25 protein-coding genes are annotated in these 26,985 nt (G+C 59.8%); 4 read left to right on the top strand and 21 right to left on the bottom strand.

The window, feature by feature from the left end:
* Window positions 1–171: 171 nt before the first annotated feature.
* Window positions 172–633 carry a DUF3574 domain-containing protein gene (locus ACZZ0A_RS12970; protein ID WP_463543236.1) on the top strand — a complete coding sequence of 154 codons (462 nt, stop codon included), beginning with the start codon at window positions 172–174 and terminating at the stop codon, window positions 631–633.
* A gap of 125 nt (window positions 634–758) precedes the next feature.
* Here ACZZ0A_RS12970 and ACZZ0A_RS12975 read toward each other — a convergent pair whose 3' ends face one another.
* The 20 genes from ACZZ0A_RS12975 to ACZZ0A_RS13070 form a co-directional block, all read right to left on the bottom strand.
* Window positions 759–2,159 (bottom strand): APC family permease, encoded by a 1,401-nt coding sequence (locus ACZZ0A_RS12975; protein ID WP_463543237.1) that lies wholly within the window; start codon window positions 2,157–2,159, stop codon window positions 759–761.
* Window positions 2,149–4,536, bottom strand: coding sequence for a TonB-dependent receptor plug domain-containing protein (locus ACZZ0A_RS12980; RefSeq protein WP_007916091.1), 2,388 nt, complete (start codon window positions 4,534–4,536; stop codon window positions 2,149–2,151). Before ACZZ0A_RS12980 ends, ACZZ0A_RS12975 begins: the two co-directional genes overlap by 11 nt.
* A 428-nt stretch (window positions 4,537–4,964) precedes the next feature.
* The gene (locus ACZZ0A_RS12985) at window positions 4,965–5,630 is read right to left on the bottom strand and encodes a sulfite oxidase-like oxidoreductase (RefSeq protein ID WP_463543238.1); all 666 of its coding nucleotides are present in this window, start codon (window positions 5,628–5,630) and stop codon (window positions 4,965–4,967) included.
* A gap of 148 nt (window positions 5,631–5,778) precedes the next feature.
* Window positions 5,779–6,834 (bottom strand): substrate-binding domain-containing protein, encoded by a 1,056-nt coding sequence (locus tag ACZZ0A_RS12990; RefSeq protein ID WP_447785837.1) that lies wholly within the window; start codon window positions 6,832–6,834, stop codon window positions 5,779–5,781.
* 23 nt (window positions 6,835–6,857) lie between these two features.
* On the bottom strand, window positions 6,858–7,883 hold the full coding sequence (locus tag ACZZ0A_RS12995; protein ID WP_463543239.1) for an ABC transporter permease: 1,026 nt from the start codon (window positions 7,881–7,883) through the stop codon (window positions 6,858–6,860).
* The gene (locus ACZZ0A_RS13000; protein WP_414915972.1) at window positions 7,876–9,432 is read right to left on the bottom strand and encodes a sugar ABC transporter ATP-binding protein; all 1,557 of its coding nucleotides are present in this window, start codon (window positions 9,430–9,432) and stop codon (window positions 7,876–7,878) included. The genes ACZZ0A_RS12995 and ACZZ0A_RS13000 overlap by 8 nt, the downstream gene beginning before the upstream one ends.
* Window positions 9,433–9,440: 8 nt before the next feature.
* The gene (locus tag ACZZ0A_RS13005) at window positions 9,441–10,112 is read right to left on the bottom strand and encodes a methionine ABC transporter permease (protein ID WP_007950374.1); all 672 of its coding nucleotides are present in this window, start codon (window positions 10,110–10,112) and stop codon (window positions 9,441–9,443) included.
* Window positions 10,109–10,909 carry a methionine ABC transporter ATP-binding protein gene (locus ACZZ0A_RS13010; protein ID WP_095111919.1) on the bottom strand — a complete coding sequence of 267 codons (801 nt, stop codon included), beginning with the start codon at window positions 10,907–10,909 and terminating at the stop codon, window positions 10,109–10,111. The genes ACZZ0A_RS13005 and ACZZ0A_RS13010 overlap by 4 nt, the downstream gene beginning before the upstream one ends.
* Complete coding sequence (locus ACZZ0A_RS13015) at window positions 10,906–11,715, bottom strand: MetQ/NlpA family ABC transporter substrate-binding protein (protein WP_463543240.1); 810 nt, start codon at window positions 11,713–11,715, stop codon at window positions 10,906–10,908. The genes ACZZ0A_RS13010 and ACZZ0A_RS13015 overlap by 4 nt, the downstream gene beginning before the upstream one ends.
* 27 nt (window positions 11,716–11,742) lie before the next feature.
* Window positions 11,743–12,789: an isopenicillin N synthase family dioxygenase gene (locus tag ACZZ0A_RS13020; RefSeq protein ID WP_463543241.1), complete on the bottom strand. Its 1,047-nt coding sequence runs from the start codon at window positions 12,787–12,789 to the stop codon at window positions 11,743–11,745.
* Between the two features lie 359 nt (window positions 12,790–13,148).
* Complete coding sequence (catA, locus tag ACZZ0A_RS13025; protein ID WP_463543242.1) at window positions 13,149–14,066, bottom strand: catechol 1,2-dioxygenase; 918 nt, start codon at window positions 14,064–14,066, stop codon at window positions 13,149–13,151.
* Window positions 14,067–14,248: 182 nt separating this feature from the next.
* Entirely contained in the window at window positions 14,249–14,539 is a 291-nt protein-coding gene (gene catC, locus ACZZ0A_RS13030; protein WP_007916075.1) for a muconolactone Delta-isomerase, read from the bottom strand.
* Window positions 14,540–14,554: 15 nt separating this feature from the next.
* Window positions 14,555–15,676, bottom strand: coding sequence for a muconate cycloisomerase family protein (locus tag ACZZ0A_RS13035; protein ID WP_463543243.1), 1,122 nt, complete (start codon window positions 15,674–15,676; stop codon window positions 14,555–14,557).
* Between the two features lie 22 nt (window positions 15,677–15,698).
* Window positions 15,699–16,460, bottom strand: coding sequence for a 1,6-dihydroxycyclohexa-2,4-diene-1-carboxylate dehydrogenase (locus tag ACZZ0A_RS13040; RefSeq protein WP_463543244.1), 762 nt, complete (start codon window positions 16,458–16,460; stop codon window positions 15,699–15,701).
* Window positions 16,461–16,480: 20 nt separating this feature from the next.
* On the bottom strand, window positions 16,481–17,494 hold the full coding sequence (gene benC, locus ACZZ0A_RS13045; RefSeq protein ID WP_463543245.1) for a benzoate 1,2-dioxygenase electron transfer component BenC: 1,014 nt from the start codon (window positions 17,492–17,494) through the stop codon (window positions 16,481–16,483).
* Between the two features lie 20 nt (window positions 17,495–17,514).
* Window positions 17,515–18,003, bottom strand: a complete 489-nt coding sequence (gene benB / locus ACZZ0A_RS13050; protein WP_447785850.1) for a benzoate 1,2-dioxygenase small subunit — start codon at window positions 18,001–18,003, stop codon at window positions 17,515–17,517.
* Window positions 18,003–19,358: a benzoate 1,2-dioxygenase large subunit gene (gene benA, locus ACZZ0A_RS13055; protein ID WP_463543246.1), complete on the bottom strand. Its 1,356-nt coding sequence runs from the start codon at window positions 19,356–19,358 to the stop codon at window positions 18,003–18,005. The genes benB and benA overlap by 1 nt, the downstream gene beginning before the upstream one ends.
* Window positions 19,359–19,509: 151 nt before the next feature.
* Window positions 19,510–20,466, bottom strand: coding sequence for a helix-turn-helix domain-containing protein (locus ACZZ0A_RS13060; protein WP_463543247.1), 957 nt, complete (start codon window positions 20,464–20,466; stop codon window positions 19,510–19,512).
* 881 nt (window positions 20,467–21,347) lie between these two features.
* Complete coding sequence (locus tag ACZZ0A_RS13065) at window positions 21,348–22,271, bottom strand: bifunctional helix-turn-helix transcriptional regulator/GNAT family N-acetyltransferase (RefSeq protein ID WP_463543248.1); 924 nt, start codon at window positions 22,269–22,271, stop codon at window positions 21,348–21,350.
* Window positions 22,272–22,338: 67 nt separating this feature from the next.
* The gene (locus tag ACZZ0A_RS13070; RefSeq protein WP_123376786.1) at window positions 22,339–22,614 is read right to left on the bottom strand and encodes a hypothetical protein; all 276 of its coding nucleotides are present in this window, start codon (window positions 22,612–22,614) and stop codon (window positions 22,339–22,341) included.
* A gap of 137 nt (window positions 22,615–22,751) precedes the next feature.
* Between ACZZ0A_RS13070 and ACZZ0A_RS13075 the strand changes: the two genes are divergently transcribed.
* Both ACZZ0A_RS13075 and ACZZ0A_RS13080 read left to right on the top strand, forming a co-directional pair.
* A complete protein-coding gene (locus tag ACZZ0A_RS13075; RefSeq protein ID WP_463543249.1) occupies window positions 22,752–23,588 on the top strand; it encodes an AraC family transcriptional regulator in 837 nt (278 codons plus the stop codon).
* A 54-nt stretch (window positions 23,589–23,642) separates the two neighbouring features.
* The gene (locus tag ACZZ0A_RS13080; protein WP_007916057.1) at window positions 23,643–24,239 is read left to right on the top strand and encodes a LysE family translocator; all 597 of its coding nucleotides are present in this window, start codon (window positions 23,643–23,645) and stop codon (window positions 24,237–24,239) included.
* 112 nt (window positions 24,240–24,351) lie between these two features.
* On the opposite strand, the gene ACZZ0A_RS13085 is transcribed toward ACZZ0A_RS13080, so the two are convergent.
* The gene (locus tag ACZZ0A_RS13085; protein ID WP_093430807.1) at window positions 24,352–25,122 is read right to left on the bottom strand and encodes an AraC family transcriptional regulator; all 771 of its coding nucleotides are present in this window, start codon (window positions 25,120–25,122) and stop codon (window positions 24,352–24,354) included.
* Window positions 25,123–25,353: 231 nt separating this feature from the next.
* Between ACZZ0A_RS13085 and ACZZ0A_RS13090 the strand changes: the two genes are divergently transcribed.
* The gene (locus tag ACZZ0A_RS13090) at window positions 25,354–26,979 is read left to right on the top strand and encodes an APC family permease (protein ID WP_463543250.1); all 1,626 of its coding nucleotides are present in this window, start codon (window positions 25,354–25,356) and stop codon (window positions 26,977–26,979) included.
* Window positions 26,980–26,985: the final 6 nt, after the last annotated feature.

A 26,985-nucleotide genomic window follows, 5' to 3' on the forward strand; every position in this document is an offset into this window, starting at 1 on the left:
ATATTTTCGCTGTCTGAAAAATCGCTTTCGCGAGCAGGCTCGCTCCCACATTTTTGCGCGCTGAAGGGTTATTCCCGAAGCGCCTAAATGCCTGCTTTTTAGGTCTTTATTGGCGGTCAGACAGCAACCTTATACTCGAGCGGCTTACTCATCGTTCAATAAGGATGTTCCATGCCTCGACGTCTTTTACTGGCGGCGCTGTTCGTCGCCGTCGCCGGTTGTGCCAGCCCTCCTCCTGCGTCCGTGCACACCCATGATCCCGCCAGCTCGACCCTGCAAGGCGATGCGTCGCGGCCGGCGCAGGCGCAGTGGATTCGCACCGAGTTGTACTTCTCCGTGGGTTCGATCGATGGCAAGGAAGGTGTGGTCAGTCCGGCGCGCTGGCGTGAGTTTCTTGATCAGGAGGTGACGTCGCGATTTCCTGATGGTTTCAGTGTGTTCGATGCCTACGGGCAGTGGCGGGATAAGGGCGCGAAGGAGCCTGAGCGCTTGAGCACCAAGGTGATTGTGATCCTGCATGAGAACAGTGCGAAGAATGGGGCCAGCATCGAAGCGATTCGTCTGGCTTACAAGCGTATTACGGGGGACTTGTCGGTGCTGCGGTTGTCGCAGCCGGCGGAGGTGTCCTTCTAGAAGCCCCTCACCCTAGCCCTCCCGAAACGTCGGACCGCCCAAAGGGAGAGGGAACCGATCCGGGGATATTGAAGAAGTACGCCGACCTGAACGTGCTTCACTGAATCCATAATCGACTCAGTCTGTCAGGTCGATGTATCACGCAAGACACCTCGGTCGGCCCCCTCTCCCTCCGGGAGAGGGCTGGGGTGAGGGATCGCTTTTAAACGGCTCAACCCGGCCAATAGCACGGCACCAACCAGCAACACTCCAATCCCAAAAAACGCCCCAACCCCCACCACCGTCACGCTGGAATACAGCATGTACAGGCACAACCCGAAGAACAGCAACGGCAACAGCGGATACAACGGCACCTTGACCGGCCTCGCCACCTCGGGAAAACGCCCCCGCAGAATAATCAGCGCCACGCTGCTCAAACTCAAAAACAACCAATAAACCGGGGTCAGGTATTCAACCATGGTGTTGAAACCGCTCTGGGTAAAACTGCCAAACAGCACCAGCAGCAACGCCACCGCACCTTCCGCCAGCAACGCTTTGCGCGGCACACCATGCCGATCGTCCCAAGCACCGAAGCTGCGCAGTTGTGGCACATCGCGCGCAGCAGCGTAAGTGGTGCGAGCGCCGACCAGCAGCGTCGAGTTGATGGTCGCAATCGCCGCGATGCCGACCATCAGCAAAATCAGCATGACACCCGGTGCACCGAAAGCACGGTTCAACAACTCAACCGCCGGTGCATTGCTGGCGGCCAGTCCAGCGAATCCCAAGCCCTGAACGAACGCCCAATTGAGCGCCAGATAGATCGCCATCAACACGCTCAGCGCACCGAGCATGGCAATGAAAATCCCTCGTCGCCCATCGCGAACCTCTGCCGATAATGTCGCCGCATCGCTCCAGCCGCCGAACGCCAGAAAGACGAAAATCATCGCCGCCGAAAACCCGGCCATACCGGTGTTTTCCGCGACGGGCGCAAGACTCGGCGCAGTCGCTTCGATACCTTGCCAGGCCAAAAAAACGCCGGCACTGGCAATGCTCAAAAAACCCAATGCCAACAGTCCCACCAATAAGGTCTGGGTGAGAAAGCCAATGTGCTTGCCGGTGAGATTAAGCAGCACCAATGCCGCAATCACCACTGCGGCAAACAACCCCGAGCCGTACTGCCCCAACGGCACCACCGCATCGACGTAATCGGCAAACATGAACGCCGACAACGCTATCCACCCGGTGTGCATCACCGAAAACCGCGACCAGGCGAACAAGAATCCCATACGCTCGCCATACGCCGTGCGCAGAAAATGATAGTCACCACCCGGGTGCGGAAACGCTGTGGCCATCTCGGCAAAACACAGCGCGCCGATCATTGATGCGACGCCACCCAGCACCCACACCAGATAGAAATATTGCGGTCCGACATTGAGCGCCACGGTCGGCGCGGTTTTCAGGATGTCGGTGGTGATCACCATGCCCAGCGTGATCAGCAACGCGTGAAAAACCGGCAGATGCCGCCCCGGCCCCGCGTCAGAAACCATAGGTAGCGCGGGCGTAGTAGTAGGCGCCGTTGGTGCCGATTGGCGAGAGCACGTCGTACGGCAGGTTGCCGCCGTAGTTGATCGCCGAACCGGAACGTTCCGGGTAGTTGTCGGTGAGGTTATTGCCGCCTACGGCAATGTTGAATTTCGGCGTAAATTTGTAAGCCACTTCGGCGTCCAGTTGCCACACCGCGCCATAGGTTTGCTCGGGCTGCGAGTCGCCGAAATCGAACACCCGGGTGGTCTCGCCCTGGCGCGTCAAGCGACCGAGCAAGCCCCAGTGTTCACTGGCCCAGTTGGCGGAAAAGATGAAGCGATCCTTCGGCGCAGCATCAGTCAGGGTGTTGGTTTCTTCAACGCCAACGAGGGCGTCGTTGCCGATGCCCAACGCCGTCAATTGCGACGGCGTGCCTTTGGTGCTGGTGACTTTGGTGTGGTTGTAGGTGTACGCGGTGGTCAGGCCCAATTGCCCTTCGTAGAACGGCTGATGGTAGTTGAGCACCAGTTCGGCGCCGTGGGTGCTGGTGTCGGCGGCGTTGGTGAAGAAGTTGACGTCGTGCACGCCAGCAACGCCGAAGTTGTCGTTGATGTAGTTTTCCAGGGCATCGCTGCCAATGCGTTGCGACAGGGTGATGCGGTCTTTGACGTCGATGCGGAACACGTCCAGGGATGCATCGAAGCGTTCATTCAACTGAAAGGTCAGGCCGAGGCTGAAGTTCTTCGAGGTTTCCGGATCGAGCTTCTCGGCGCCGAGTGCGCGGGCGATCGGGTCGTTGACCGAGAGCACGCGGATGTCGGTCAGCGTGCCGCCATCGCCGAAGTTGCTGGTGGTGTTCTGGAAGCCGCTTTGGGCCAGCGACGGCGCGCGGAAGTTGTTCGACACCGCACCGCGCAGGGCCCATTGCTCGGTGAGTTTGTAGCGACCACTGAGCTTGCCGGTCAGTTTGCTGCCGGCATCGTCGTAATGCTCCCAGCGGGTGGCGGCGTCGACGAAGAAGCGCTCGGTGAGATCGCCGGACAACTCGACGTAAGTACCGAACACGTTGCGATCCAGATCCGACTCTTCGCTCGGGCGCAGGCCATTGGCGCCGTCCGCTCCGGAGCCGATATACGAGGCCTCGTCACCGGCGTAGGTCAGGTAATTTTCGTAGCGGTATTCACCGCCCACCGCCAATACAAAGGAGCGCTCGCCGAGGCGCAGTTCGCGGCTGAAGTCGAGGTTGGTGGTGGTCTGGCGCAGCTCGTAATCGCCGGTGTCGAACTTCGTCGGCGAGTCTTCGCCGAGACTGACGTTAAGCGTGCGCCGGGTCGAGCCATCGAAGCGGTTGCGGCCGTGGGTAACGCTGCTGTCGAAGTCCCACTCGTCACCGAGCAGGCCTTTGAACCCGGCGGTGGCGGAGACGTCTTTGTTGTCACCGAGCGATTGCGGCAAGTAGCCGTTGGGGTAGAACTGCGGCTGTTCATACGGATAACGATAGAACTCAGCGCCGGTGGTATGGCGCTGGTTATAGGTGCCGAAGCTGTAGGCTTTGCCGCCGGCCAGCGGCAGTTCACTGTTGAACCAGAGGTTGACGTCACGCGCAACGCCGTCGCCCATCACATAGTTGCGCTGACCGGGGCTGTCGGCAAAACCGTCGAAACCGGAGCGGTTGGTCGGATTGCGATCTTTGTATTCGGTGCCGCCGCGGATAAACCCGCCCTCTTCGCCCAGGCGCGTGCCGATCTTCGCCGTGGTCACGCTGTTCTGGCCGTCGGTGGTGGTCTTGTCGATGGCGTCCTGATGGGTGTGATAGGCGCCATAACTGGTAGACACCTCGCCGCCTTCCGGCGCGTCATCCAGGATGATATTGATTACCCCGGCAATCGCGTCGGAGCCGTACTGCGCACCGGCGCCGTCGCGCAGCACTTCGATGCGTTTGATCGCGCTGAGCGGGATCGAGTTGAAATCCACGGGTGCGGTACCGCGCCCGATCTTCGACGAGTCGTTGACCACCGCTGACGTATGGCGACGCTTGCCGTTGACCAGTACCAGCACCTGATCCGGGCTCATGCCACGCAGTTGCGCCGCGCGCACGTGGTCGGCGCCACCGGAGTTGGATTGGCGCGGCAGGCTGAAGGATGGCAATAACGTCTGCAACGCCGCGCCCAGTTCACCATCAGCGGCGCCGGCGGATTTCAGGTCTTCGGCGGTGAGCACGTCGACCGGCACCGGAGAGTCGAGCACGGTGCGCGAAGTACCCCGGGTGCCGGTGACCAACACGGTGCCGAGTCGCGATTCGCTGTCGGCGCTGGCGGAAGTTTCTTCTGCGTTGGCCGGAAGTTGCCAGATGGCGGACACGACAGCAGCCGCCAATAATGAACGGGAACGGTGATGCATATAACAGCTCCTTGAATCGCAGTTAATACCCGGCCGTTACCGACAATAAAGTTCGGCAAGCAATGCGCGGCAATGTCTGCTGTAGTTTTGGATTTCTGGAAGGCAGTGAAGGCTTGTTTACGGTGAGTTGCAGTTTCCCCAGCGTGAGACGTTTCCCCTTGAAAGCCGATGCTAGACGAGCTGCCGCAACTCGTAAAAGAACCAATAACGCTTAGGTTAGATCGCTCTAAAGGATTGTTCTTAGTTCAGCAGAAGTGTTGCTGAGCCAACACTTCAACCAACTAAAAACAATTTTTAGACTGAAATACGGTTCCCTGTAGGAGTGAGCCTGCTCGCGATAGCGGTATATCAATAAGAAAGTTGTCAACTGACACACCGCTATCGCGAGCAGGCTCACTCCTACAGTTTTGATCTGCATCAGACGCTACTTAGTCGAAGGCTTTCTCCAGCCAGGCATCCTCTGCAATATCCAGTTCATCACCACTGAATCGCTGTTCGGCAAACGGATCGGCGTGCAGGTGAAAGCCGTTCTGCTCCCAGAACCCCGGCTGTTCCTGTTCAACAAATTCCAGCCCGCGCAGCCACTTTGCGCTCTTCCAGAAATACCGCCCCGCCACCACCAACCGTAGCGGCCAGCCATGTTGCGCGGTCAGCGGCTGGCCAGCGTAATGGGTGGCCAGCAGACTGTCGGAGTGCAACAGATCATCCAGTCGCAAGTTGGTCTGGTAATCGTGATCGGCATGGGCCATGACGAACGCCGATGTCGGCTGGAGATCGAACGCCTGCAACAAATCCTGCAGATGCACCCCACTCCACTCAGTGTCGAACTTCGACCAGCGTGTCACGCAATGGATGTCGCAGCGAAGTTGCCGTTGCGGCAGTGCCTGCAGGTCGGCGTAACGTAATTCGATCGGTTGTGCGAGCGTGCCGAACACCCGCAGCGACCAGTTGGCAAGGTCATATTCCGGTACTGCGCCTTCGTGGAGAATTGGGAATCGCTCCGTCAGCACTTGGCCTGGGGGTAGTCGATTGCCGTACGCCGGATCCGTCGTCGGTGAACGGCTTTTGCGTATGCGTGCAGCTTTGTTGTGCATAGTCGCTCCAATTTCAAGGGTGCCCCCAATCTCCTGTAGGCCTTCGCCTGCTCGCGATAGCGGTGGATCAGCCGGCAACAATGTTGGATTCAAATCCGCTATCGCGAGCAGGCTCACTCCTACACGGGATCGTTGTCAGTAGGAAGATCTAGTTAGCCACTGGAATCCACGGCGCCCGCGCGACATTGGCGGTATCACCGAAGGCCGGGAGTTTCTGCGCCAGATCTCGAACGTTTTTCACATCCAGATCCAGCAACTGCTGACGGGTAATCAGCGTCGGCGGCACCAGCACCTGATGCCCCGGATTTTCCCCGGCAATCAACATCGCCAGACTGCGCACACTTATTGCCCCGGCCACTTGCGGATTGACCGCTGCCGTCGCCGCCCAGGCGCTGTCCGGCTCTTTCATGATTTGAATATCGGCAGTGGAAATATCGGCGCTGTAGATCTTCACCTTGCTCGTCAGCCCAGCCTCGTCGACAGCGATTTTCGCGCCTTTGGCAAACTCATCGAACGGCGCAAAAATCACGCTGATGCCCGGGTTGGCGCGAAGCACGGCGCTGGCCTGATCCGCCACCGAGTTGGCAATCGGTGGATTCAGCGTGCCAAAGCGCGCCTTCTCGACGATCCCCGGATTGGCTTTCTTGACCTGACTCCAGATCTCGTCGCGGCGCTCCATCGGCGTAAATCCACTGATGTACACGTAGCCGGCATCGAACTTTGTGCCGTTGTCCTTGACGGCTTGATCCAGCGCCAGACGCGCCAGCGCATGGTGATCCTGCTCGACCTGGGTTACTTGCGGGGTGTTCAGATCGACATCGAAAGCGACGACTTTGATGCCTTTGGCGATAGCCCGGTCAATCGGCGCTTTCAGTGTTTCGGCCAGGCCGAGCTGAACGATGATGCCGTCGACGCCCAGATCAATCGCCTGATCGATCATCTCGCCTTGACTCGCCGCCTGCTGCCGGGCATCGAATACGCGCAGGTTGGCACCCAGCGCTTCGGTCTGTTTTTCCACGCCACGCAAGTACGCCTCGGGGAAGTCCCCAGAGAACAAATAACCGACCAATGCAATCTGCACCTGACCTTTGTCGAACGGCGCCGGCGCGCCGGGCAAGGCTTTGGCCTGAGCGCTCAGCGCCAAGGCCGAGAGCAACGCGCCGGCGAGGCAATGACGGGCAAATTGTTTGATTGAACCGTGCATACAACTTCCTTGAATGAAGCGGCTCAACGCGCCCGATGCGCGAGGCCGAACGTGAACATCAGGGCCAGCACCAACACCAGTCCCTTGACGAAATCCTGCGCGTAGTAAGGCGCGTTAAGCATGGTCAGACCATTGAGCAGCGCCGCCACCAGCAGCGCACCGATCAGAGTGCCAAAGGCATTGGGCTTCTTCGCGCCGAGTACGGCAAAACCGATCAGCGCCGCGCCGAGAGCATCCAGCACCAGGCCATTGCCCGAACTGACGTCGCCGCGACCCAGCCGCGCGGCCAGCAACAATCCCCCCAGCGATGCAAGTAGCGCCGAGAGCACGTAAGCCAACAACTTGAAGCGCTGCACCGGCGCACCGGCCAGTCGCGCCGCTTGCTCGTTGCCGCCAATGGCATAGAACAAACGACCAATGCGCGTGCGTTCGAGAAACAGCCACACGGCTAAAGCGACCACAGCGGTAATCAGCACCGGAATCGGCACCACCTCCCACAACCGCCCGCGCCCCAGCGCAAGAAACGCGGCACTGAACGTACCTTCGGTTTCCTCGCCACTGGGCAAGGTCATGCCCACTGCAATCGAGCGTCCGCCCGTGGGAATCAACTGCACGCCGATCACTAGGAACATGCTGCCCAGCGTCGCGAGAATGTCCGGCACCCGCAGTTTGACGATCAGCCAGCCGTTGAGCAGCCCGACCAGCGCGCCACCCGCCAGACTGATCAACACCGCCGGCACCGCACCCCAGCAGAGCACGACCATCACGTAACTGGCGATCATCAGGCTCATCGCCGCCACGGCGCCAATCGACAGATCGAGGCCGCCGACGGCCATGGTCAGCGTCACGCCCAACGCCAGCAGTGCGACAATCGACACCGATTGCAGGATGCTGAACAGGTTGCCGACGCGCAGGAATGCCGGCTCGGCAACACTGAAAAACACCACGATCAGCGCCAGCAGCCACAACAGGCCGTAGCGGATCAGCACATGCAGCAGACGTTCGGCGCGGGCCGGCTCGGTCGATAACAGTGAACTTGAATCAGGCACTCGCTCTGCTCCTTGGCGTGGCTTGAGGGGAATGTTCGGTGACGTCGCTGCCGGCCAGTGCCGCGACCAGATCAGCACGATTGAGGCCGGCGCGCGGGTACTCGGCGACCACGGCGTGATCGCGTACCAGGAGGATGCGGTCGGCAATTTCCAGGGCTTCATCGACATCGGCGCAAATCACCAGCGTCGCCCGGCCCTTGGCGCTGTCGCGCAGCAGTTGGCCGATGTCGCGGCGGGCGCGCACGTCGACGCCTTGAAAGGGTTCATCGAGGATCAACACCCGCCCTTCGCCGAGCAGCCAGCGGCCGAGTACGACTTTCTGTTGATTGCCACCCGACAGTGCGCTCATCGGCACATCGATGCCGGCAGTCTTGATCCCCAGCGTTGCTACTTGCGCGTTGACCGCTGCTGCTTCAGCGCGGTTGCGGATGAAACCGCCGCGGGTGAAGCGTTCAAGAAACGGCAAAGTCAGGGTGCGACGCAAAGAGAAATCAGCTACCAGCGACTGACTGGCGCGATCTTCGGCCGCGAAGAACACCCCGCTTTGAATGGCATGGCGCGGTGAGTCCGCACGCCAGTCCGCGCCATCCAGTTGCACCCTGCCCGAGGCCGCTTTACGCAGGCCGAACAACACCTCGGCGATTTCACTTTTACCGGCGCCCAACAGGCCGGTCAGCACCACGACTTCATTCTCGTGCAGGCTCAGATCGAACGCGGCGGAGCGCGACAGGATTTGCATGGCGCTGAGCTTCATCACCTCGCGCCCGGCCAAGCGCGGCTGGTAAACATGTTCGGCCAGCGCCTGTCCCAGCATGGCACTCACCGCTTCGGATAATTGCCGCGCCGTGAACTCGCCCGCGAACTGGCCATCACGCAGCACAATGGCGCGATCCGCTACGCGTTGCAGATCGGAGAGTCGATGGGAGATGTACAGAATCGCCACTCCACGACTGCGCAAGGTGTCGATCAAACCAAACAAGCGCTGCGCCTCGGCATCGGCAAGCGCCGCCGTCGGCTCATCCAGAATCAGCAGGCGCGGTTGCAACGCCAACGCGCGAGCGAGCACCACCAATTGCCGTTCGGCCTGACCGAGATGTTCGATCGGCTGCTCCAGCGGCAAGGTCAAACCCAGCCCGGCGGCGATGCTCGCGGCGCGTTCCAGCAGGCGTTTGCGATTGAGCCAGAAGTCCGCGTCCGGCTTGCACAGTTCATCGAGCAGGAGGTTCTCCGCGACGCTCAACCCCGGCGCAATGCCTTCATTGATCTGCTGATGCACCGCGACAATGCCGAAGCGCCGCGCCGACAGCGGTGAACTGAAATGCCGTGGCGCGCCTTCCAGCCAGATCTCGCCCGCGTCGGCGGTCTGGCTGCCCGCGAGAATCTTCACCAGGGTCGACTTGCCCGCGCCATTGGCACCGAGCAGCGCCACCACTTCGGCGGGATAGATGTCCAGGCTGACCGCATCCAGCGCCCGGCTCGCGCCAAATATTTTGCTCAACTCTCGTACACGAATCAGCGGCTCACGGGCCACAGCGACCGGCACACTCATACAATTCCTTAGCGGCGATGCGCCAGCGAACGAACCAACCGATCGCCCAGGCTTTGCACGCCCTGAACGAGGATCACCAACACCACCACCGTGGCGACCATCACTTCATTGTTGAAACGCTGATAGCCGTAACGGATCGCCAGATCACCGAGTCCACCGCCGCCGATTACCCCGGCCATCGAGGAAAAGCCGATCAGCATCACCAGCGTCAGGGTGATTCCGGCCAGCAACGCCGGCAGCGCTTCGGGCAACAGCACTTTGAAGATCACATGGCCGATGTCACCGCCCATGGCGAGGATGGCTTCGATGCGGCCCTTGTCGACTTCGTCGAGAGCGTTTTCGACAATACGCGCGAAGAACGGAAAGGCGCCGATGGTGATCGGCACCACGGCGGCGGTGCTGCCCAGCGTTGTGCCGACCACCAGCCGCGTCAGAGGGATCAGGGCAATCAGCATCACCACGAATGGCAGCGAACGGCCGAGGTTGACCACGCCACCCAGCACGGCATTCAAGCGTGGCATCGGCAGCAGCCCGTCGCGGCGACTGATAAACAGCAACACGCCCAGCGGCAAGCCGATCAGTAGCGTGAACAGCCCTGCGAGCAGGACCATATACAGGGTTTCACCGGTGGCGTTGAACACCAGTTGCAGGATTTCATCCCAATTGACTGTGCGGTTCATGAGTGCGCCGCCCTTACGCCGTATTGCTTGAGAAAACTCAGGCCCGGCTCAGCGTGGCCCAGTGGCAAGCCACAGGTCGGCCGCAGCGAAGCGCCCAGCTGTGATTGCGCATCGGCCAGCAGCCGTGGCACCGGCCCGGCTTCGACCAGACGCCCGTTGGCCATGAACGCGGCGTGATCGCAGATCGACTTGACCACCTCCAGCTCATGGGTGATCAACACGATGGTCACGCCCAATTGCCGATTGATGTCGCGCAGCAATTGCAGGATCGATTCGGTGGTTTCCGGGTCGAGCGCACTGGTGGCCTCGTCCGAGAGCAAGTACGCCGGCTCAGCGGCCAAAGCGCGGGCAATCCCGACGCGCTGTTTCTGGCCGCCGGACAATTGCGAGGGAAAGGCCTGCGCCTTGTCACTCAAACCGACCAGCTCAAGCAGTTCGCGCACCCGCACATGGCGCCACGGCTTGCCGACATTGGCAATCTCCAGCGGCACCGCGATGTTGTCGAAAACGGTGCGCGAATGCAGCAGGTTGAAGCCTTGGAAAATCATGCCGATGCGCTGGCGCTGCTGGCGCAGTTCGCTGACCGATAGCGTCGTCAGATCGATGCCATCGAGCAAAATGCGTCCGCTGTCCGGACGTTCGAGCAGGTTGAGGCAACGCAGCAGCGTCGACTTGCCCGCCCCGCTACGCCCGAGAATCCCGTAGACCGCACCGTCGGGAATGCTCAGCGAGACCTGATCGAGTGCCGGTTGCGCGGCCGAAGGATAAGTCTTGCTCAACTGCTCGACGGCGATCATGGCTTGCCGCCCGCCACTGGAATCACCGAACCGGCGAAGTTGTCACTGATGTATTTGGCGACCTCGGGCGACGTCAGGTCCTTGGCCAGTTGCGCGATACGCGGGTCGTGTTCGAGCTTCGGCGTGGTCACCAGAATGTTGGCGTAAGGATTGTGATCGGCTTTCTCCAGACCCAAAGCGTCCTTGGCCGGCACCAGCCCGGCGTCGAGCGCGTAGTTGCCGTTGATCACGGCCAGATCGACGTCATCCAGCGAGCGTGGAATTTGCGGCGATTCGATCTCCAGGATCTTCAGCTGTTTCGGGTTTTCGGCGATGTCCTTGGACGTCGCCTGATCCGCCGCCGGGTCGTTGAAGCCGGCTTTGAGCTTGATCAGGCCGTTGTCCTGCAAGAGGTACAGCGCGCGGCTCAGGTTGGTGACATTGTTGGGCACGGCGACGGTGCCTTTTACCGGCACGTCGGCGAAGCTCTTGTGCCGGTGCGAATAGATGCCCAAGGGTTCGATATGCACCGTGGCGGCCACCGCGAGCTTCTCGCCGAGGGCCTTCTCCTGGGATTTCAGGTACGGCAGATGCTGAAAGTAATTGGCGTCGACATCGCCGTGTACCAACAGCTCGTTGGAGTTCACACCGTTGGGGATCTCGATGACTTTGAGATTGAGTTGCGGATCGATTTTCTGGATGTACGCCAGAATCTGCGCGTGAGGCACCGGGTCGGCAGCCACGCGCAGCGGCTCCAGCGCCGGCGCACCGAACGACGTCACCAGCGCGCCGAGCACGGCCAGGGTCAAACCTGCTTTCTTGATCATGTGCGGAGTCCTTGAGCGAGTGATGAGTCAGGCGGTTTTACGAACGGGCGGTGGCGGCAGTAGCGCATCGGCGTAGAAGCGCTGCGCGACGTCGGGATGCGAGCGCAAACGACCTTTGAGGTAGTTCCAGCCGACATCGCGAAACAGTGGGTTGAGCGGATCACTCGCTGGCCCGCGTGCCTCGCGCAACAGTGCGGTGGGCAGCGGATACAGCGGCACCACGGCATCCAGTTGCGCACCGAGGAAGAATGCGACAGACAGGCGTTCACTTCCCGCCGGTGGCGAAACCACGCGATGCACCGTGGCCCGCAGATAACCGTTGCTGGCCAGCTCGAGCAGTTCGCCGATGTTCACCACCAGGGTGTTCTCACGCGGCAACGCATCGATCCAGCGCCCCTCTTCGATCTCGACCTGCAGACCGGCCTGCTGGTCTTGCAGGAGGAAGCTGAGGAAACCGGAATCCTTGTGTGCGCCGACGCCCTGGTGACTCGACTCGCTGGATTGGCCGGGATAGCGCATCAGTTTGATGTGTTCGTTGGGTTTGTCGCCGTAGAGCTGATCAAACGCATCGGCGCGCAGCGACAACGCCTGAGCGAACGCACGCAGCAGGCGCAACGACATCCGCGTCATCGCCTCTTGCCATTCGAGTAACAGAGGTTTTAGCTCCGGCAGTGACGCCGGCCATTGGTTGGGGCCTTGCAGCCGCGCCCAGAACGGGCTATCCGCCGTTAATGGCAACGCCTCGCGCTCGGCGCCCAGATCGAACTGTTCACGCAGATCGGGCTGGCCACGGGTGATCTCCGAGGCGGCCCGGTTGTAACCGCGAAAGTGCGGTGAATTGATCATGCCGACGGCGTTTTTCTCGCTGTCGGGCAAAGCGAAAAACTGGCGGGCGTGGGCCTGTACCTGCTTGAGCAAAGCGCTGTCGATGCCGTGACCGGTCAGGTAGAAGAACCCGACGTCGCGGGCGGCGTGGCGCAGGTCTTCAAGAAATTCGTAACGCTGTTGCGCCGTGCCTTCGAACAGCGACAGGTCCAGCGTCGGTAATGCGGTGATATCGAGGGTATGCGGCATGATTCACTCCCGTGTGAATCAAACCTGAAAAACCTGTGATCGATTCAGCGTGTGCCGTCATGGCAATCGGGGTCTATCGGTTTGATGCGTTTTGATTCGTCGTTGCGACAAAACTAAACGATCTTAAAAATGCAGAGCCAATATCTTTTTCGCATTACCTTAGGCCCGATTTCCCCTCACCCCAGCCCTCTCCCGGAGGGAGAGGCGCCGACCGGGTTGTCTTGCGTTATACATCGACCTGAAAAACCGGGTTGGATTCGGTAAAAAACGTTCAGGTCGGCGTAGCGCTCAAGATCACATCGGTCAGTCCCCTCTCCCTCCGGGAGAGGGTTAGGGTGAGGGGCACAGACGACTCGGTATCAAGCCTCCTGCAACGCACGCGGCCGCTGACTGCGTTGTTCAGCACTGGCATTCGGCGCCGGTTGCAACTGGAAGTCGAACTTCAGCTCGGCATAACGCCCCGACACCGCGTCCTCGCGGAACACCACCTCCCCGACCAAGCCTTCACGGGTCGCATAGGCGAAGTCATCCCACAGGTATTGATCACCCGACAGATTGATTTGCGTCGTCAGGTGCCGATGCCCCGGTGCGCTGATAAAGAAATGCACATGGGCCGGACGCTGGCCATGGCGGCCGAGCTGGTTCAGGCATTCCTGGGTCGGCCCTTGTGGGTCGCAGCCATAACCGGACGGCACGATACTGCGAGCGCGGTAACGGCCTTCGGCGTCGGTAATGATGCGGCGGCGCAAGTTGTATTCGGACTGGCTCGGGTCGAAAAACGAGTAGGTGCCCTTGGTGTTGGCGTGCCACAGGTCAACGGTGGCACCGGCCAAGGGCTGGCCGTGCAGATCGAACACCCGGCCTTCGAGGTGCATAACGGTGGCGACGCCCTCTTCGCTGCCATCATCCATGCGGCACTCGCCTTCACACAACGGCGCGCCGGCCACGTACAGCGGGCCTTCGATGGTACGCGGTGTGCCGCCGGTCAAGCCAATCTGTGCGTCCTTGGCGTCCTGCAACAGGTCGAGGAAATGCTCGATGCCAAGGCCTGCGACCAGTAATCCCGCCTCCGAACGAGCACCCAATCGGTTTAGATAGTCGACCGCTTTCCAGAACTCACCATCAGTGATTTCCAGGTCTTCGATGATCTTGGCGCTGTCCTGCAAGATGCGCAGGACGATGGTTTTCAGCCGGGATTTACCGTCGTCGTTGGCAAAACCGGCGGCTTCCTTGAAGAATTTCTGCAGCTCGGCGGTGTGGGCAATTTTCACGGTCATAGTGGTTACCTCATCTTGTTGTTTTGTGGTTTACGCGAATCTTCAGAACAGACCACCTTCCCCTGTGGGAGCTGGCTTGCCAGCGATTGCGGTGTGTCATCCAGCATTGATGGCGGCTGGTGTATTGCTATCGCTGGCAAGCCAGCTCCCACAGTGTTCAGGGATGGATTCGAAACCCTGGATCAGCGATCGTCCGTATGGATCGACGACGGATGCCGGCAGAGGCCATCGACCTCAATGTCCATGTAGGGAAACAGCGGCAAGCGCATCAGCGTGTCGTGCAGGGCCTCGACGCTCGGCACATCAAACACGCTGTAATTGGCGTAATGCCCGGCGATGCGCCACAGGTGTCGCCATACGCCGTCGCGTTGCAGCCGTTGCGCCAGTTCCTTTTCGTCCGCCTTGAGCCGGGTGGCCAATGACGGGTCCATATCGACGGGCAATTTCACGGTCATTTTTACGTGGAACAACATGCTGGTTCTCCTGATTCAGTGGCGGCGAAAGCGCGCCAGACGCTCTTCATCCAGCGTCAGGCCCAGGCCTGGAGTTCGCGGGATATGCAGGTGGAAATCGCGGTACTGCGGCGCTTCGCTGACGATGTCTTCGGTCAGCAGCAACGGGCCGAACAGTTCGGTGTCCCAGGTCAGCTGCTTGAGCGTGAGGAAGGCGTGCGCCGAGGCCAGCGTGCCGATGGAGCCTTCGAGCATGGTGCCGCCGTACAGCGCGATGCCGGCGGCCTCGGCGATCTGCGCGGTTCTGAGCACGGCTCGCGGGCCACCGTTCTTGGCAATTTTCAGGGCGAACACACTGGCGGCACCGTCAGCGGCGAGGCTGAAGGCATCCTCAACGCTTTCGATCGATTCGTCGGCCATGATCGGCGCCGGGCTGCGCTGATTCAGGCGAATCTGCCCGGAACGGTTGACCCGCGAGATCGGTTGTTCAATCAGGTCGATGCCGTTGTCACCCAGTACCTGACAGCCGCGAATCGCCTGGGATTCATCCCAGTACTGGTTAACGTCGACCCGCACACTGGCGCGTTCGCCCAAGGCTTTTTTGATCGCCACCACGTGTTTGAGATCCTGCTCCAGCGGGTTGGCACCGATCTTCAATTTGAAGATGCGATGGCGACGCGCTTCGAGCATCTGCTCGGCTTCGGCGATGTCGCCGGCGGTGTCGCCGCTGGCCAGGGTCCAGGCCACTTCGAGGCTGTCCCGTACGCGGCCGCCGAGCAGTTCGCTGACGGGCAGACCGAGGCGCTTGCCTTGCGCATCGAGCAGTGCACTTTCGATGCCGGACTTGGCGAAGGTGTTGCCCTTGGCGATCTTGTCGAGACGCTGCATCGCCGCGTTGATGTTATTGGCTTCCATACCGACCAAGGCCGGAGCCAAATGCGCGTCGATATTGGCTTTGATGCTTTCCGGGCTTTCATAACCGTAGGCGAGGCCGCCGATGGTGGTCGCTTCACCGATGCCTTCGATACCGTCGCTGCAACGCAGGCGCAGGATCACCAGAGTCTGCTTTTGCATCGTATGCATCGCCAGTTTGTGCGGGCGGATGGTCGGCAGGTCGACGATGATCGCCGTCAGGCTTTCAATCAGAATTTGCTGCATGTCTGTGTCCCTTGAATAGTACTCAACCGAGATCGCCGCCACCGACCGGCAAGGTCACGCCGGTGATGTACGAGGCGTCGTCAGAGGCGAGAAAGAGGATCGCGCCGACCTGTTCGTCGAGGCTGCCGTAGCGTTTCATCAGGCTGCTGTCGAGGGTTTGCGCGACGATTTCCTGGTACCAGGCCTGCTCCTGCGCCGACGGTTCGGCTGCATTGCGCGGGATCCGCCGGGACGGTGCTTCGGTGCCGCCCGGGGCGGTGGCGTTGACGCGAATCCCGCGCTCGGCGTTTTCGAATGCCAGGCAAGCCGTGAGTGCGTTGATACCGCCCTTGGCAGCGCCGTACGGCACGCGGTTGACGCTGCGGGTGGCTATTGAGGAAACGTTGACGATGGCGCCGCGACCTTGCTTGAGCATGTACGGCAGCGCGGCGTGGCAACACCACAGCGTCGGGAACAGCGAGCGGCGCACTTCGGCTTCAATCTGCTCGACTTCGTAGTGCTCGAACGGTTTGGTCCAGATCGTGCCGCCAACGTTGTTGATCAGGATGTCGAGGCGGCCGAAGGTGTTGATGGCTTCGGCCATGACCCGCGCGCAATCGGCGTATTGCTCAAGGTCGGCGGTCAACGCGAGAACGCCCTCGCCTTGCAGTTCGTGAACCAGTTCAGAGCGATCAATGGCGACGACTTGCGCACCTTCGTTCAGTAGGCGTTCGCAGACGCGGCGGCCGATACCCTGAGCCGCGCCGGTGACCAGCGCGACCTTGTTGGAGAATCTGTTGTTCATGACAACCTCGAAAATAGGGGTCAGGCAGCCGCTGCGGCGAATTTTTCGTAGTAGAAATTCGCGGGAGTGATGCCCTGTTCACGAATGTATTGGCTGACCGCTTCAACCATCGGCGGCGGGCCGCACAGGTACACATCGACGTCACCTTCATTGAGATGGCGCGGCTCGATGTGCTGGGTGACGTAGCCCTTGAGCGGATGCGCACTCTGCGGATTGGCCACGCAGGCGCCGAAACTGAAGTTCGGGATGCGGGCGGCGAAGGCTTCGAGACGATCGAGTTCGACCAGATCGAAATCGTTGGTCACGCCGTAGATCAAATGCACGGGATGATCGCTGCCCTGCTCGGCGATCTTTTCCAGCATCGCGGTGAACGGTGCCAGGCCGGTGCCGCCCGCCAACAACAGCAGCGGCCGCTTGATCTCGCGCAGGTAGAAACTGCCCAACGGCCCGGCCAGGTTCATGCTGTCGCCGGCCTTGGCCAACCCGGTGAGAAAGCTGCTCATCAAACCGCCAGGCACGTTGCGGATCAGGAAACTGACCTCACCGTTTTTCTGCAACGAGCTGAAGGAATAGGCGCGGGTCTGCTCGCTGCCGGGCACTTGCAGATTGACGTACTGGCCCGGCAGAAACGCCAGTTTGCTCAGCGCTTCGCCCTTGATCGACAGCGCGATAGTGCTCTCGGACAATTGCCGGACAGCGCTGATCGATGCCTGGAAGTTCGCCTGTTCGGTCTTGCACACCTGCGAGCCGGCCGGCACGCGGACGACGCAATCGCTGGCGGCGCGCATCTGGCAGGTCAGCACATAACCTTGCGCGAGTTCATCGGCGCTCAAGGCGTCTTCAATGAAGTTGTCGCCCATGTCGTAACGCCCGGCCTCGGCGAAACATTTGCAGGTGCCGCAGGCGCCGTCGCGGCAGTCCAGCGGAATGTTGATGCCTTGGCGATACGCCGCATCGGCGACAGTTTCATGGCCACCCGCCTCGATGAAACGAGTGACGCCGTCTTCAAAATTAAGCGCAATCTGGAAATTCATGGTGCACCTCGCCGTGTCGACTAGATGTGATAAATGTCGATGACCTGACGGACGTAATCGTTTTTCAGCACGACTTTCTTGGCCTTGATCAGCGGCTGTTCACCACGCAGATCGAGGGTGTAGAAACTGCTGCCGAAGTAGCTGTCGGTGACCTGATAGCGAAAGCTCAGGGTGTGCCAGTTGAAACGCACCTGGCACAGCCCTTCGCTCTGCCCGACGATTTCGATGTTGCTCAGGTTGTGCGAGGTGCGGGTGTCGGGGAGGGTCGCGCTGGAGCGCTCGGTCTTGATCCGGAAGATGCGATCTTCGAGGCCGCCACGGTTGCCGTACCAGATCAGCGAGATTTCGCTTTGCGGGTCTTCGGTGAGGGTGTCGTTGTCGTCCCAGGCCGGCATCCAGAAGGTCGCATCGGCGGCGTACAGTTCCAGCCATTGATCCCACTGGCCGTCATCGAGATAGCGCGCTTCGCGGTAGAGAAAATCGCGCACGGTTTCGTAGAGGTTGCTCATCACACGGCCTCCACAGGAATCAGTTGAGGTTCGGCGGCAGCGGCCTTGAGCATGGTTTCTTGCCAGTACTTGTGTTGCAGCACAAACAGACCTTCGTCTTCGGTACGCATGCCAGAAAGCAATGGTTTAAGGTCGATTTCTTCGGCGGCGGCGTCGGCGCCTTCGACCCAATGGGTGGCGCCACGGGACATGTCGTTCCAGCCGCGACCCGCGCCATAACCGGTCTGGCACGAGCGGAACTCTTCCAGGTCATCCGGCGTGGCCATGCCGCTGACGTTGAAGAAGTCTTCGTACTGACGAATGCGCTTGGCCCGCGCTTCAGCGCTCTCGCCTTTGGGGGCGATGCAGTAAATGGTGATTTCAGTCTTGTCGACCGAGATCGGCCGGGCGATGCGGATCTGTGAGCTGAACTGATCCATCAAGTACACGTTGGGGTACAGGCACAGGTTGCGCGAGTTTTCGATCATCCAGTCGGCGCGGGCCTGGCCGAAATCACGGGCGAGTTCATCACGGCGCTCGTAGGCCGGGCGGTCTTCAGGGTTGGCCCAGCGGGTCCAGAGCAGCAGATGACCGTGGTCGAAGGAGTAGAAACCGCCGCCCTTCTTCGCCCAACTGCCGGCGCTCATGGTTTTGATCGCTTCACCCGCTTCGCGCTGTTGACGCTGGTTCTGGGTGGCGGCGTAGTTCCAGTGCACCGAGCTGACGTGGTAGCCATCGGCGCCATTTTCAGCGGTGAGTTTCCAGTTGCCTTCGTAGATATAGGAACTTGAACCGCGCAGCACTTCCAGGCCTTCAGGCGACTGATCGACGATCATATCGATGATTTTTGCCGATTCGCCCAGATGCTCAGCGAGGGGTTTCACATCGGCATTGAGGCTGCCGAACAGGAAGCCGCGATAGGACTCGAAACGCGCGACTTTGGTCAGGTCATGGGAGCCTTCACAGTTGAAATTTTCGGGATAACCGGCCTCGCTCGGGTCTTTGACCTTGAGCAGTTTGCCGCTGTTGTTGAACGTCCAGCCGTGAAACGGGCAGGTGTAGCTGGAGCGGTTGCCGGACCTGTGCCGGCACAACATGGCGCCGCGATGGCTGCAGGCATTGAGGAACGCATTGAGTACACCGTCCTTGTTGCGCGCGATAAAGATCGGCTGGCGCCCCATGGTGGTGGTGAGAAAATCGTTGTTGTTGGGGATCTGGCTTTCATGGGCGAGGTAAATCCAGTTACCTTCGAAGATGTGCGCCATCTCCAGTTCAAACAGACGCGGATCGGTGAACATCTCCCGCTTGCAGCGGTAGGCGCCCTTCTCCTTGTCTTCTTCAAGCATGGCATTGAGGTAGTCGATTCCCAGGGACATGGCCGGGGCCTCCATTGTTATTGTTCAGGCCAGGTCAGATTAGGGAGGCGATGCACGGGGCAATAGCCGAATCCTGCAGATCGCTATCCGTTTTGTGCAGGATGGCGCGGCAGATGATTCAGCATGTTTCGCGAGGGTTTAGTGCGGAGTGTCAGTGGCGGCGCTTGAAGGTCTGCGACGGCAGTTCGCCGAATTGCTGGCGATAGCTTTCGGAGAAGCGGCCCAGGTGCAGAAAGCCATAATCCAGCGCCAGTTCAGTGAGATTGCGCACCGGGCAGCTTGGGTCGCTGAGGCAGGCGTGAATGCGTGCCAGCTTGCGTTGACGGATGTATTGCATCGGCGTGACGCCGAGTTGGCGTTCGAACAAAGCATACAGCGAGCGCGGGCTCATGCTCGCCTGCGCGGCCAGATGTTCGGCGGGCAGGTCCTGTTTCAGATTGCGCTCGATGTAATCGATGATGCGCTCGAAGCTGACGTTCGGCGTGCTCAGGCACTCACGGCTGACATTGGTGTTCATCAGCGAAATCAGTTTGCTGCCGATGATCTGCGCGTAATGCTCCTGCACCCGCAGTAACGGATCGCTGGCCTCGGCTTCCTGACAGATCATCGCCAGCAGGTTGGTGAAGCCTTCCAACTCCTCCAGCCGATAGTGATTGCGCAGGAAACGGATACCGCTGGAGGGGTGCTGCCAACGCTGCTCGTCGCACACCGATTCGAGCACGCTGACCGGCACCTTGAGGATGAATTTTTCGCAATCATCCGAGTACGTCAGATCGACCGGATCATCCGGATTGATCAACAGCAACTCGCCCGGCACCAGATGCTGTTCGCGCTTATGCCCGCGCCACAGGCAATTGCCTTGCAGCAGGACTTGCAGGTGGTACACGGTCTCCAGCGCCACGGAGGTCACGCGAACACTGCCGCCATAGCTGATGCGGGCCAGATCGAGGTCGGCCAGTTTTCGGTGGTTGAGGCTGGCTTGTGGGTGGGTGGTTCTGGACAGGCCGATGAAATGCTGGCCGACGTGCTGATTGACGTAGTCGGAGACGGCATAAGGGTCAGCGTGACGAAACACGCTGCTGCGATCGCTCAGCAGATGGCTGTCCATGGGGCGTTGCTCGTTGTTGTCGTTATTTTGGGATCACGGGGTTTCAGGCATCGCGACTCACAGTACGCCGGAGTGTCGAGGTGGGCAATTGGACGAAGGTTTGGGTGCTCGATAATCGAACGTTTTTTTGTGGATTACGGGGTGGTTTGAACTAGGCCTACACTTGCCAAAGAAATGCCCTACACGCAAAAAAATCCGACACAGAAAAATCCTACTTATGACAGTTTTAAAAAAACAAAAAAAGCCCGTTCCAGTCGAAACTGAAACGGGCTTCTCCCACCTCAACGGCCCTTACTTCAGGTCGTCAAAGTGGTCTCGCAGGAACTCGTAAAAGCGAAAGGCTTTAAACAATCTCCATACAAGGCTCAGCGTACGCAGCAAAAGCTTCATACGTTTTGGCCTCCAGGGCTGGGGGCCAAACCTCCAGCAAACTTACCGGATCATACTTGCCTTCAGCCTGCACGTTAAAGCAGCTAGTGAGGCGGCCGGTTGAAATCCCTCCGAAACATCATTCCGGCACGGGTGCAAAACCGTGTCAAAGGGCATGAAACCGTTTGGTCACCAGCCTGGCCTCACCGCTGCTCGAACAAGTGAGCGCCCGCATCATAACCTTCATTCAGAGGCTTTCAGGAAAAGTAATTTTCTGTTTTGTTAACCATTATTTCTGCCAGCTTTTTATGAAAATGAAATAGCGCAAACAACCAGTTTCTTACGAACTTTAACCTTGCAAGGGGGCACAAAGACTCCTACCATGAGCGAACGTTAAAGCAGCTAGTGAAGCAAAAAACCTCGGTCGCAAACCAAGGTTTACAAAAGAACCGCCCCGCAAAGGCGGTTTTTTTTCGTCTGCCTTTTCACTGCACCCGCCGATGAAAATCAGATCACAGCGCCCGCGCCCACGTCTGACTCACCAGATCCTTGCCAAAGCTGTGAACCGCCTCCTCTTCCACCAGTTCAAACCCCGCCTGCTGATAAATCTTGCGCGCAGCCGTCAGGTTGCTGGTCGTCCACAAGGTCATTTTCTGGTAGCCAATCTGCCGGGCAAAGCGCAGGCACTCCTCGACCAGACGACTGCCAATGCCCAAGCCCCGCGCGCTGGCGTCGACGTAGAGCATGCGCAGTTTGGCGGTCGTTTCATCCTGGCGGACGATAAACACAGAGCCAATAACCTTGCCGTCCTTTTCCGCAATCCAGCAGCGCTCGCTTGTCGGGTCGTAATCACGCAGGTACTTGGCGACCACCTCGGCCACCAGTGTTTCGAACTCCGAATTCCAGCCGTATTCGCGGCTATACAGCGCGGCTTGCTGTTGCATCACCGTGCCCATGTCACCGGGCTGCGGATCGCGTAACACGTAGTTCGAATCCTTGTTGCCTTGCAGCAGTGTCTGGATCAGCGTCATGGCGCCGATCAGACGTTTCTGCTGCGGTTCAGGTAATCGCTTGAGCATGGTGACGATCTGTTCACGGGAAGCCTTTTCCAACGGGATCAGAATTTCACGGCCCAGCTCGGTAAGGCGCAATTGCGCGGCGCGGGCGTCGGTCGGCGACGGGACTTTCTGGATCAGGCCACGCTTCTCGAAACCACTGATGATGCGACTCATGTAGCCGGCGTCCAGCCCAAGCATCTGGCGTAGATCGGCGCTGGTCAGGTCGCCACGCGAGGCCAGCTCATACAAAATGCGCAGCTCAGTCAGCGAGTAGTCGCTTTGCAGCAAATGCTCCTGCAATACGCCGATCTGATGGGTGTAAAAACGATTGAAGCCGCGCACAACATCGGCTTGCTCGAGGAGATGGCTGCTGGACATGGCAAACACTCAGATAATTGCTTAAAGCAACTATATATTTGCCAAAAGCAACCATGTCAACAGAAAGCTATCGGCATTTGGCCAACACCACCTGACAGGTGTCCGGCGTGCCCCCGGAGCGCCCGGCATAACGGATGCAGTTGTTCATCGATTTCTGCCGGGCCATGTTCAGACTGGAGCCCCAGGCCAGACCGCCCTCGCCGACCGTCGGCAAGGCTTTGGCGTAGCAGGCATCGCCAACCCCCGAGGGTGGATAGTGTTTTCGGCTGGAGCAGCCTGCGCCAAGCGTCAGGCTAAGCCCGATCAGGGTGAGCATGCCCCAGAGCGAGCATCGGTTAATCATCGCATTCCACCTGCCGGCAAAGGGGTCGTGACCTGCAGAGTCTAGTCCCCTCACCTGCACAAATCTTCTAAACGTCGATGATCATTGCGCGGTATTTTATGGGGCCGTACCTTTCAATGGCGAACTCTGGAGCCTCCGTGGATAAACGCAACTGGATCGAGCTGTCCCAGGATGTCGACACCGGGATTGAATCGATTCGCGCTCACTTTGAGGGCCATGCCTACGATCCGCACTGGCATGACAGTTTCCTCGTCGGCGTCACCGAGCAAGGTGTGCAGCAGTTCAATTGCCGCCGCATGCGCCATCGCAGTACGCCGGGCAACGTGTTCCTGCTGGAGCCGGGGGAAATCCACGATGGGCAAGCGCCTACCGAGGAGGGTTTTACCTATTCGATGCTCTACCTCGATCCGCATTGGCTTGAGCGTGAAATGCACGCGCTGTTCGAAGATGCACCGTCCGACAGCCAGCCCGGTTTTGCCGATACGCTGAGTCAGGACCCGCGTCTGGCCACAGCGATCAGTCACGCTTTTCATGCGTTGCATGACGGCGATCTGCGCATTGTCCGCCAGACCGCCATCGATGGCTTGCTCGGCTCGCTCACGCGCCATCTCGCGTGGCGCAAACGCCAGGACTTCGATCCTCGCCTGCCGATGGTGGCGCAATTGGCGCGGGATTATCTGCACGCGCATACCTATGAAGATATTGGCCTCGATGATCTCGCGCGGGTCTGCGGGGTCGACCGTTTTCGTCTTAGCCGCGCCTTCAAGTCGGCTTTTGGCCTGGCGCCGCACGCGTACCTGATCCAGCTGCGTCTGGCCAAGGCGCGTCAGTTGCTGGCTCGGGGGGAAACGCCGGCGCAGGTCGCCAGCGTGCTCGGTTTTGCCGACCAGAGTCATCTCGGTCGCTGGTTCCGTCGCGCCTACCAACTCACCCCCGCCGACTACCGCAAGCGCTGCTCAAACCTTCCAGACTGACGTACACCGACTGGCGATCATGGCTTCCTGTGTTTACTTCCAAGGAATCCGCCCATGGCGTCATTATTGCCCTTCCTGCTATTTGCTTTCGTTGCCTCGATTACGCCGGGGCCGACCAATATTCTGGTGTTGAGCCACAGTTCGCGCCAAGGCCTGCTCGCCACGTTGCCGATCATTTTTGGCGCCTGCGCGGCGGCGGCACTGATTGTATTGGTGGTCGGCCTCGGTGCCGGCGAAACCTTGCTGCGCTACCCGCGCGTGCAGCAAGCCATGGCCTGGGGCGGTGTGCTCTGGTTGAGCTGGCTGGCGTGGCAGATCTTTCGCAGCGCGCCGCCATCGCTGGACCCGGCTGAGACGCAGGCCGAAAGTTTCAGCGTGCTGGGCGCGGCCATGCTGCAACTGGTCAATCCCAAGGTGTGGATGATGGCCGTGGCGGTGGTCAGCGTATTTGTCGGCGGTGGTGACAAGACGCTGCGATTGTTGGTGCTGTCGCTGGCGTTTTTGCTGGTGTCATTGCCGTGCATGACGTTGTGGGCGTTGCTGGGTGTGGGCAGTGCGCGATTGATGGGATCGCCAAAGGCATTCAAGCGGATGAACGCAGTACTCGCGTTATTGTTACTGCTCTCGGCTTGGCTGACCGTCCTGAAATAACTCCACTGTAGGAGCTGCCGAAGGCTGCGATCTGTTGATCTTGATCTAAAAAAACAGAATCAAAAGATCGCAGCCTTCGGCAGCTCCTACATTGCTTCTCAGTGCCACTTCATCAGGGTGAGGTGGCCTGCCGATACTCGCGCGGAGTAAACCCGGTAGACGCCTTGAACTGGCGGGTGAAAGCGCTGTGATCGGTGTAGCCGCATTGCAGCGCCACGTCGGTAATTGGCAGGTCGGTATGCAACAACCGGTGCGCGTGTTCGAGCCGCACTTTCTGGATCATCTGCCGTGGTGTCAGGTGAAATACCCGTTTGCAATAACGCTCCAGTTGCGCCACAGAGATACCGGCGATGCGGGTCAGTTCACCGAGGGTGACGCGGCGATTGAAATTCGCGCGAATATGCTCATCGACCGCCGCCAGCCGTTCGAATGCCGGGTGCGTTTCACTGGCCGATTGCAGGTCAACCGAGATTCCCGCCAGACCAATAATCACGCCGTCACGGTTGTACAGCGGCTGCTTGTGCGTCAGGCACCAGCCCGGTTCGCGACTGCCGTACAGATGCAGTTCCAGCTGATCCTCCAGCACAAAGCCCTCCTCCAGCACTTTGCGATCCTGCTCGGTGTAACCCGGTCCGAGTTGTGCCGGGAACACCTGCGCACTGGTTTTGCCGAGCAACGGGCGCAAATCCTTCAAGCCACAGCGTTGCACCAGCGTGCGGTTGGCGAGCACGTAACGGGCCTGCACATCCTTGATGAAAATCGCCGCATTGGGGATCACATCGAGCATCGGCAACAACAGCGCCGCGCCGGCCAAGAGTTCCTCCAGTGTCTGCGGACGCTGGCCATTCATGCCTTGGGCCAGGATCGAAAACGCCTGCTGCATCAGAGATTCCCCTCGTAACGTGGATCGACCAAGTCCCCGCCATGCGGCGTTCGCGTGCAGATTGCAGCATCGTTCAAGGCGTGTCGAGGGCCGTGTTTCATCTGTGCCATTGTGCTGATTTCGTCATCGAACCCGCGGCAAAACATCAATCGCCACACCGTTGATGAGTTCAAAGTCTGGCCGTCCGAGTGACACAACTGCCTATCCAATAACTCACAAGAAGGCGATGCCATGTCAGGCCAAGGCAAATTCAAAAAACAGCTTTCACTGATCGACCTCACATTTATCGGGCTGGGGGCGATCTTCGGTTCCGGCTGGTTGTTCGCGGCCAGTCATGTGTCCGCGATTGCCGGGCCGGCGGGGATTTTTTCCTGGCTGCTGGGCGGCTTCGCCGTGTTGTTGCTGGGCATCGTCTACTGTGAACTCGGCGCGGCACTGCCGCGTGCCGGTGGCGTGGTGCGTTACCCGGTGTACTCCCACGGGCCGTTGCTCGGCTACTTGATGGGTTTTATCACCCTGATTGCGTTTTCCAGTCTGGTGGCGATCGAAGTGGTTGCTTCGCGCCAATACGCGGCGGCATGGTTTCCCGAGCTGACCAAGGCTGGCAGCGGCGATCCGACGATCCTCGGGTGGATGGTGCAGTTTGGTCTGCTCTGCATTTTCTTCCTGCTCAACTACCGCAGCGTGAAGACCTTCGCCAAGGCCAATAATCTGGTCAGCGTATTCAAATTCATCGTGCCGTTGCTGGTGATCGGTGTGCTGTTCATCTTCTTCAAACCGGCCAACTTCCACGTGCAGGGTTTCGCCCCGTTCGGCTTGTCCGGTATCGAAATGGCGGTGTCGGCGGGTGGCGTGATTTTCGCTTACCTGGGGCTGACGCCAATCATCTCCGTGGCCAGTGAAGTGAAGAATCCGCAGCGCACTATTCCCATCGCGCTGATCCTCTCGGTGCTGCTGTCGACGTTGATTTATGTGCTGCTGCAAATGGCCTTTCTTGGCAGCATCCCGACCGAAATGCTCGCCAATGGCTGGGCCGGGATCAGCAAAGAGTTTTCCCTGCCGTACCGCGACATTGCACTGGCACTGGGTGTGGGTTGGCTGGCTTATCTGGTGGTCGCCGATGCGGTGATCTCGCCAAGCGGCTGCGGCAACATCTACATGAACGCCACACCGCGCGTGATCTACGGTTGGGCGCAGACCGGCACCTTCTTCAAGGTCTTCACCCACATCGACGAAAAATCCGGCATCCCACGTCCGGCGCTGTGGCTGACCTTCGCCCTGTCGGTGTTCTGGACCCTGCCGTTTCCGTCGTGGGAGGCGCTGATCAACGTGGTCTCCGCTGCGCTGGTGTTGAGCTACGCCGTGGCCCCCGTGTCCGTGGCCGCGCTGCGCCGCAATGCGCCAGACATGCCACGGCCGTTCCGGGTCAAGTGCATGGGCGTGCTCGGGCCGGTGTCGTTCATCATCGCCGCGCTGATTGTCTACTGGTCGGGCTGGAACACCGTGTCGTGGCTACTTGGCCTGCAGATTCTGATGTTCGTCGTCTATCTCTTGTGCGGCCGTTTCGTGCCGACCGCCCACCTCAATCTGGCCCGCCAGGTGCGTAGTTCAGCGTGGCTGATCGCCTTCTACGCGGTGACCATCGTGCTGTCGAAACTCGGCACCTTTGGTGGCCTCGGCATCCTCGCTCATCCGTTCGACACGATCGTCGTCGCCGCATGCGCCACCGGCATTTATTACTGGGGCGCCGCGACCGGTGTGCCGGCGCATCTGCTGCGTCTGGAAGACGATGATGAGGAAAGCGAAATCGCCGCCCCCGACTCGACCGTGGCTGCGCGCCCTGCCGGCGCCTACTGAAATCAC

Source organism: Pseudomonas sp. AC242, assembly GCF_979258655.1.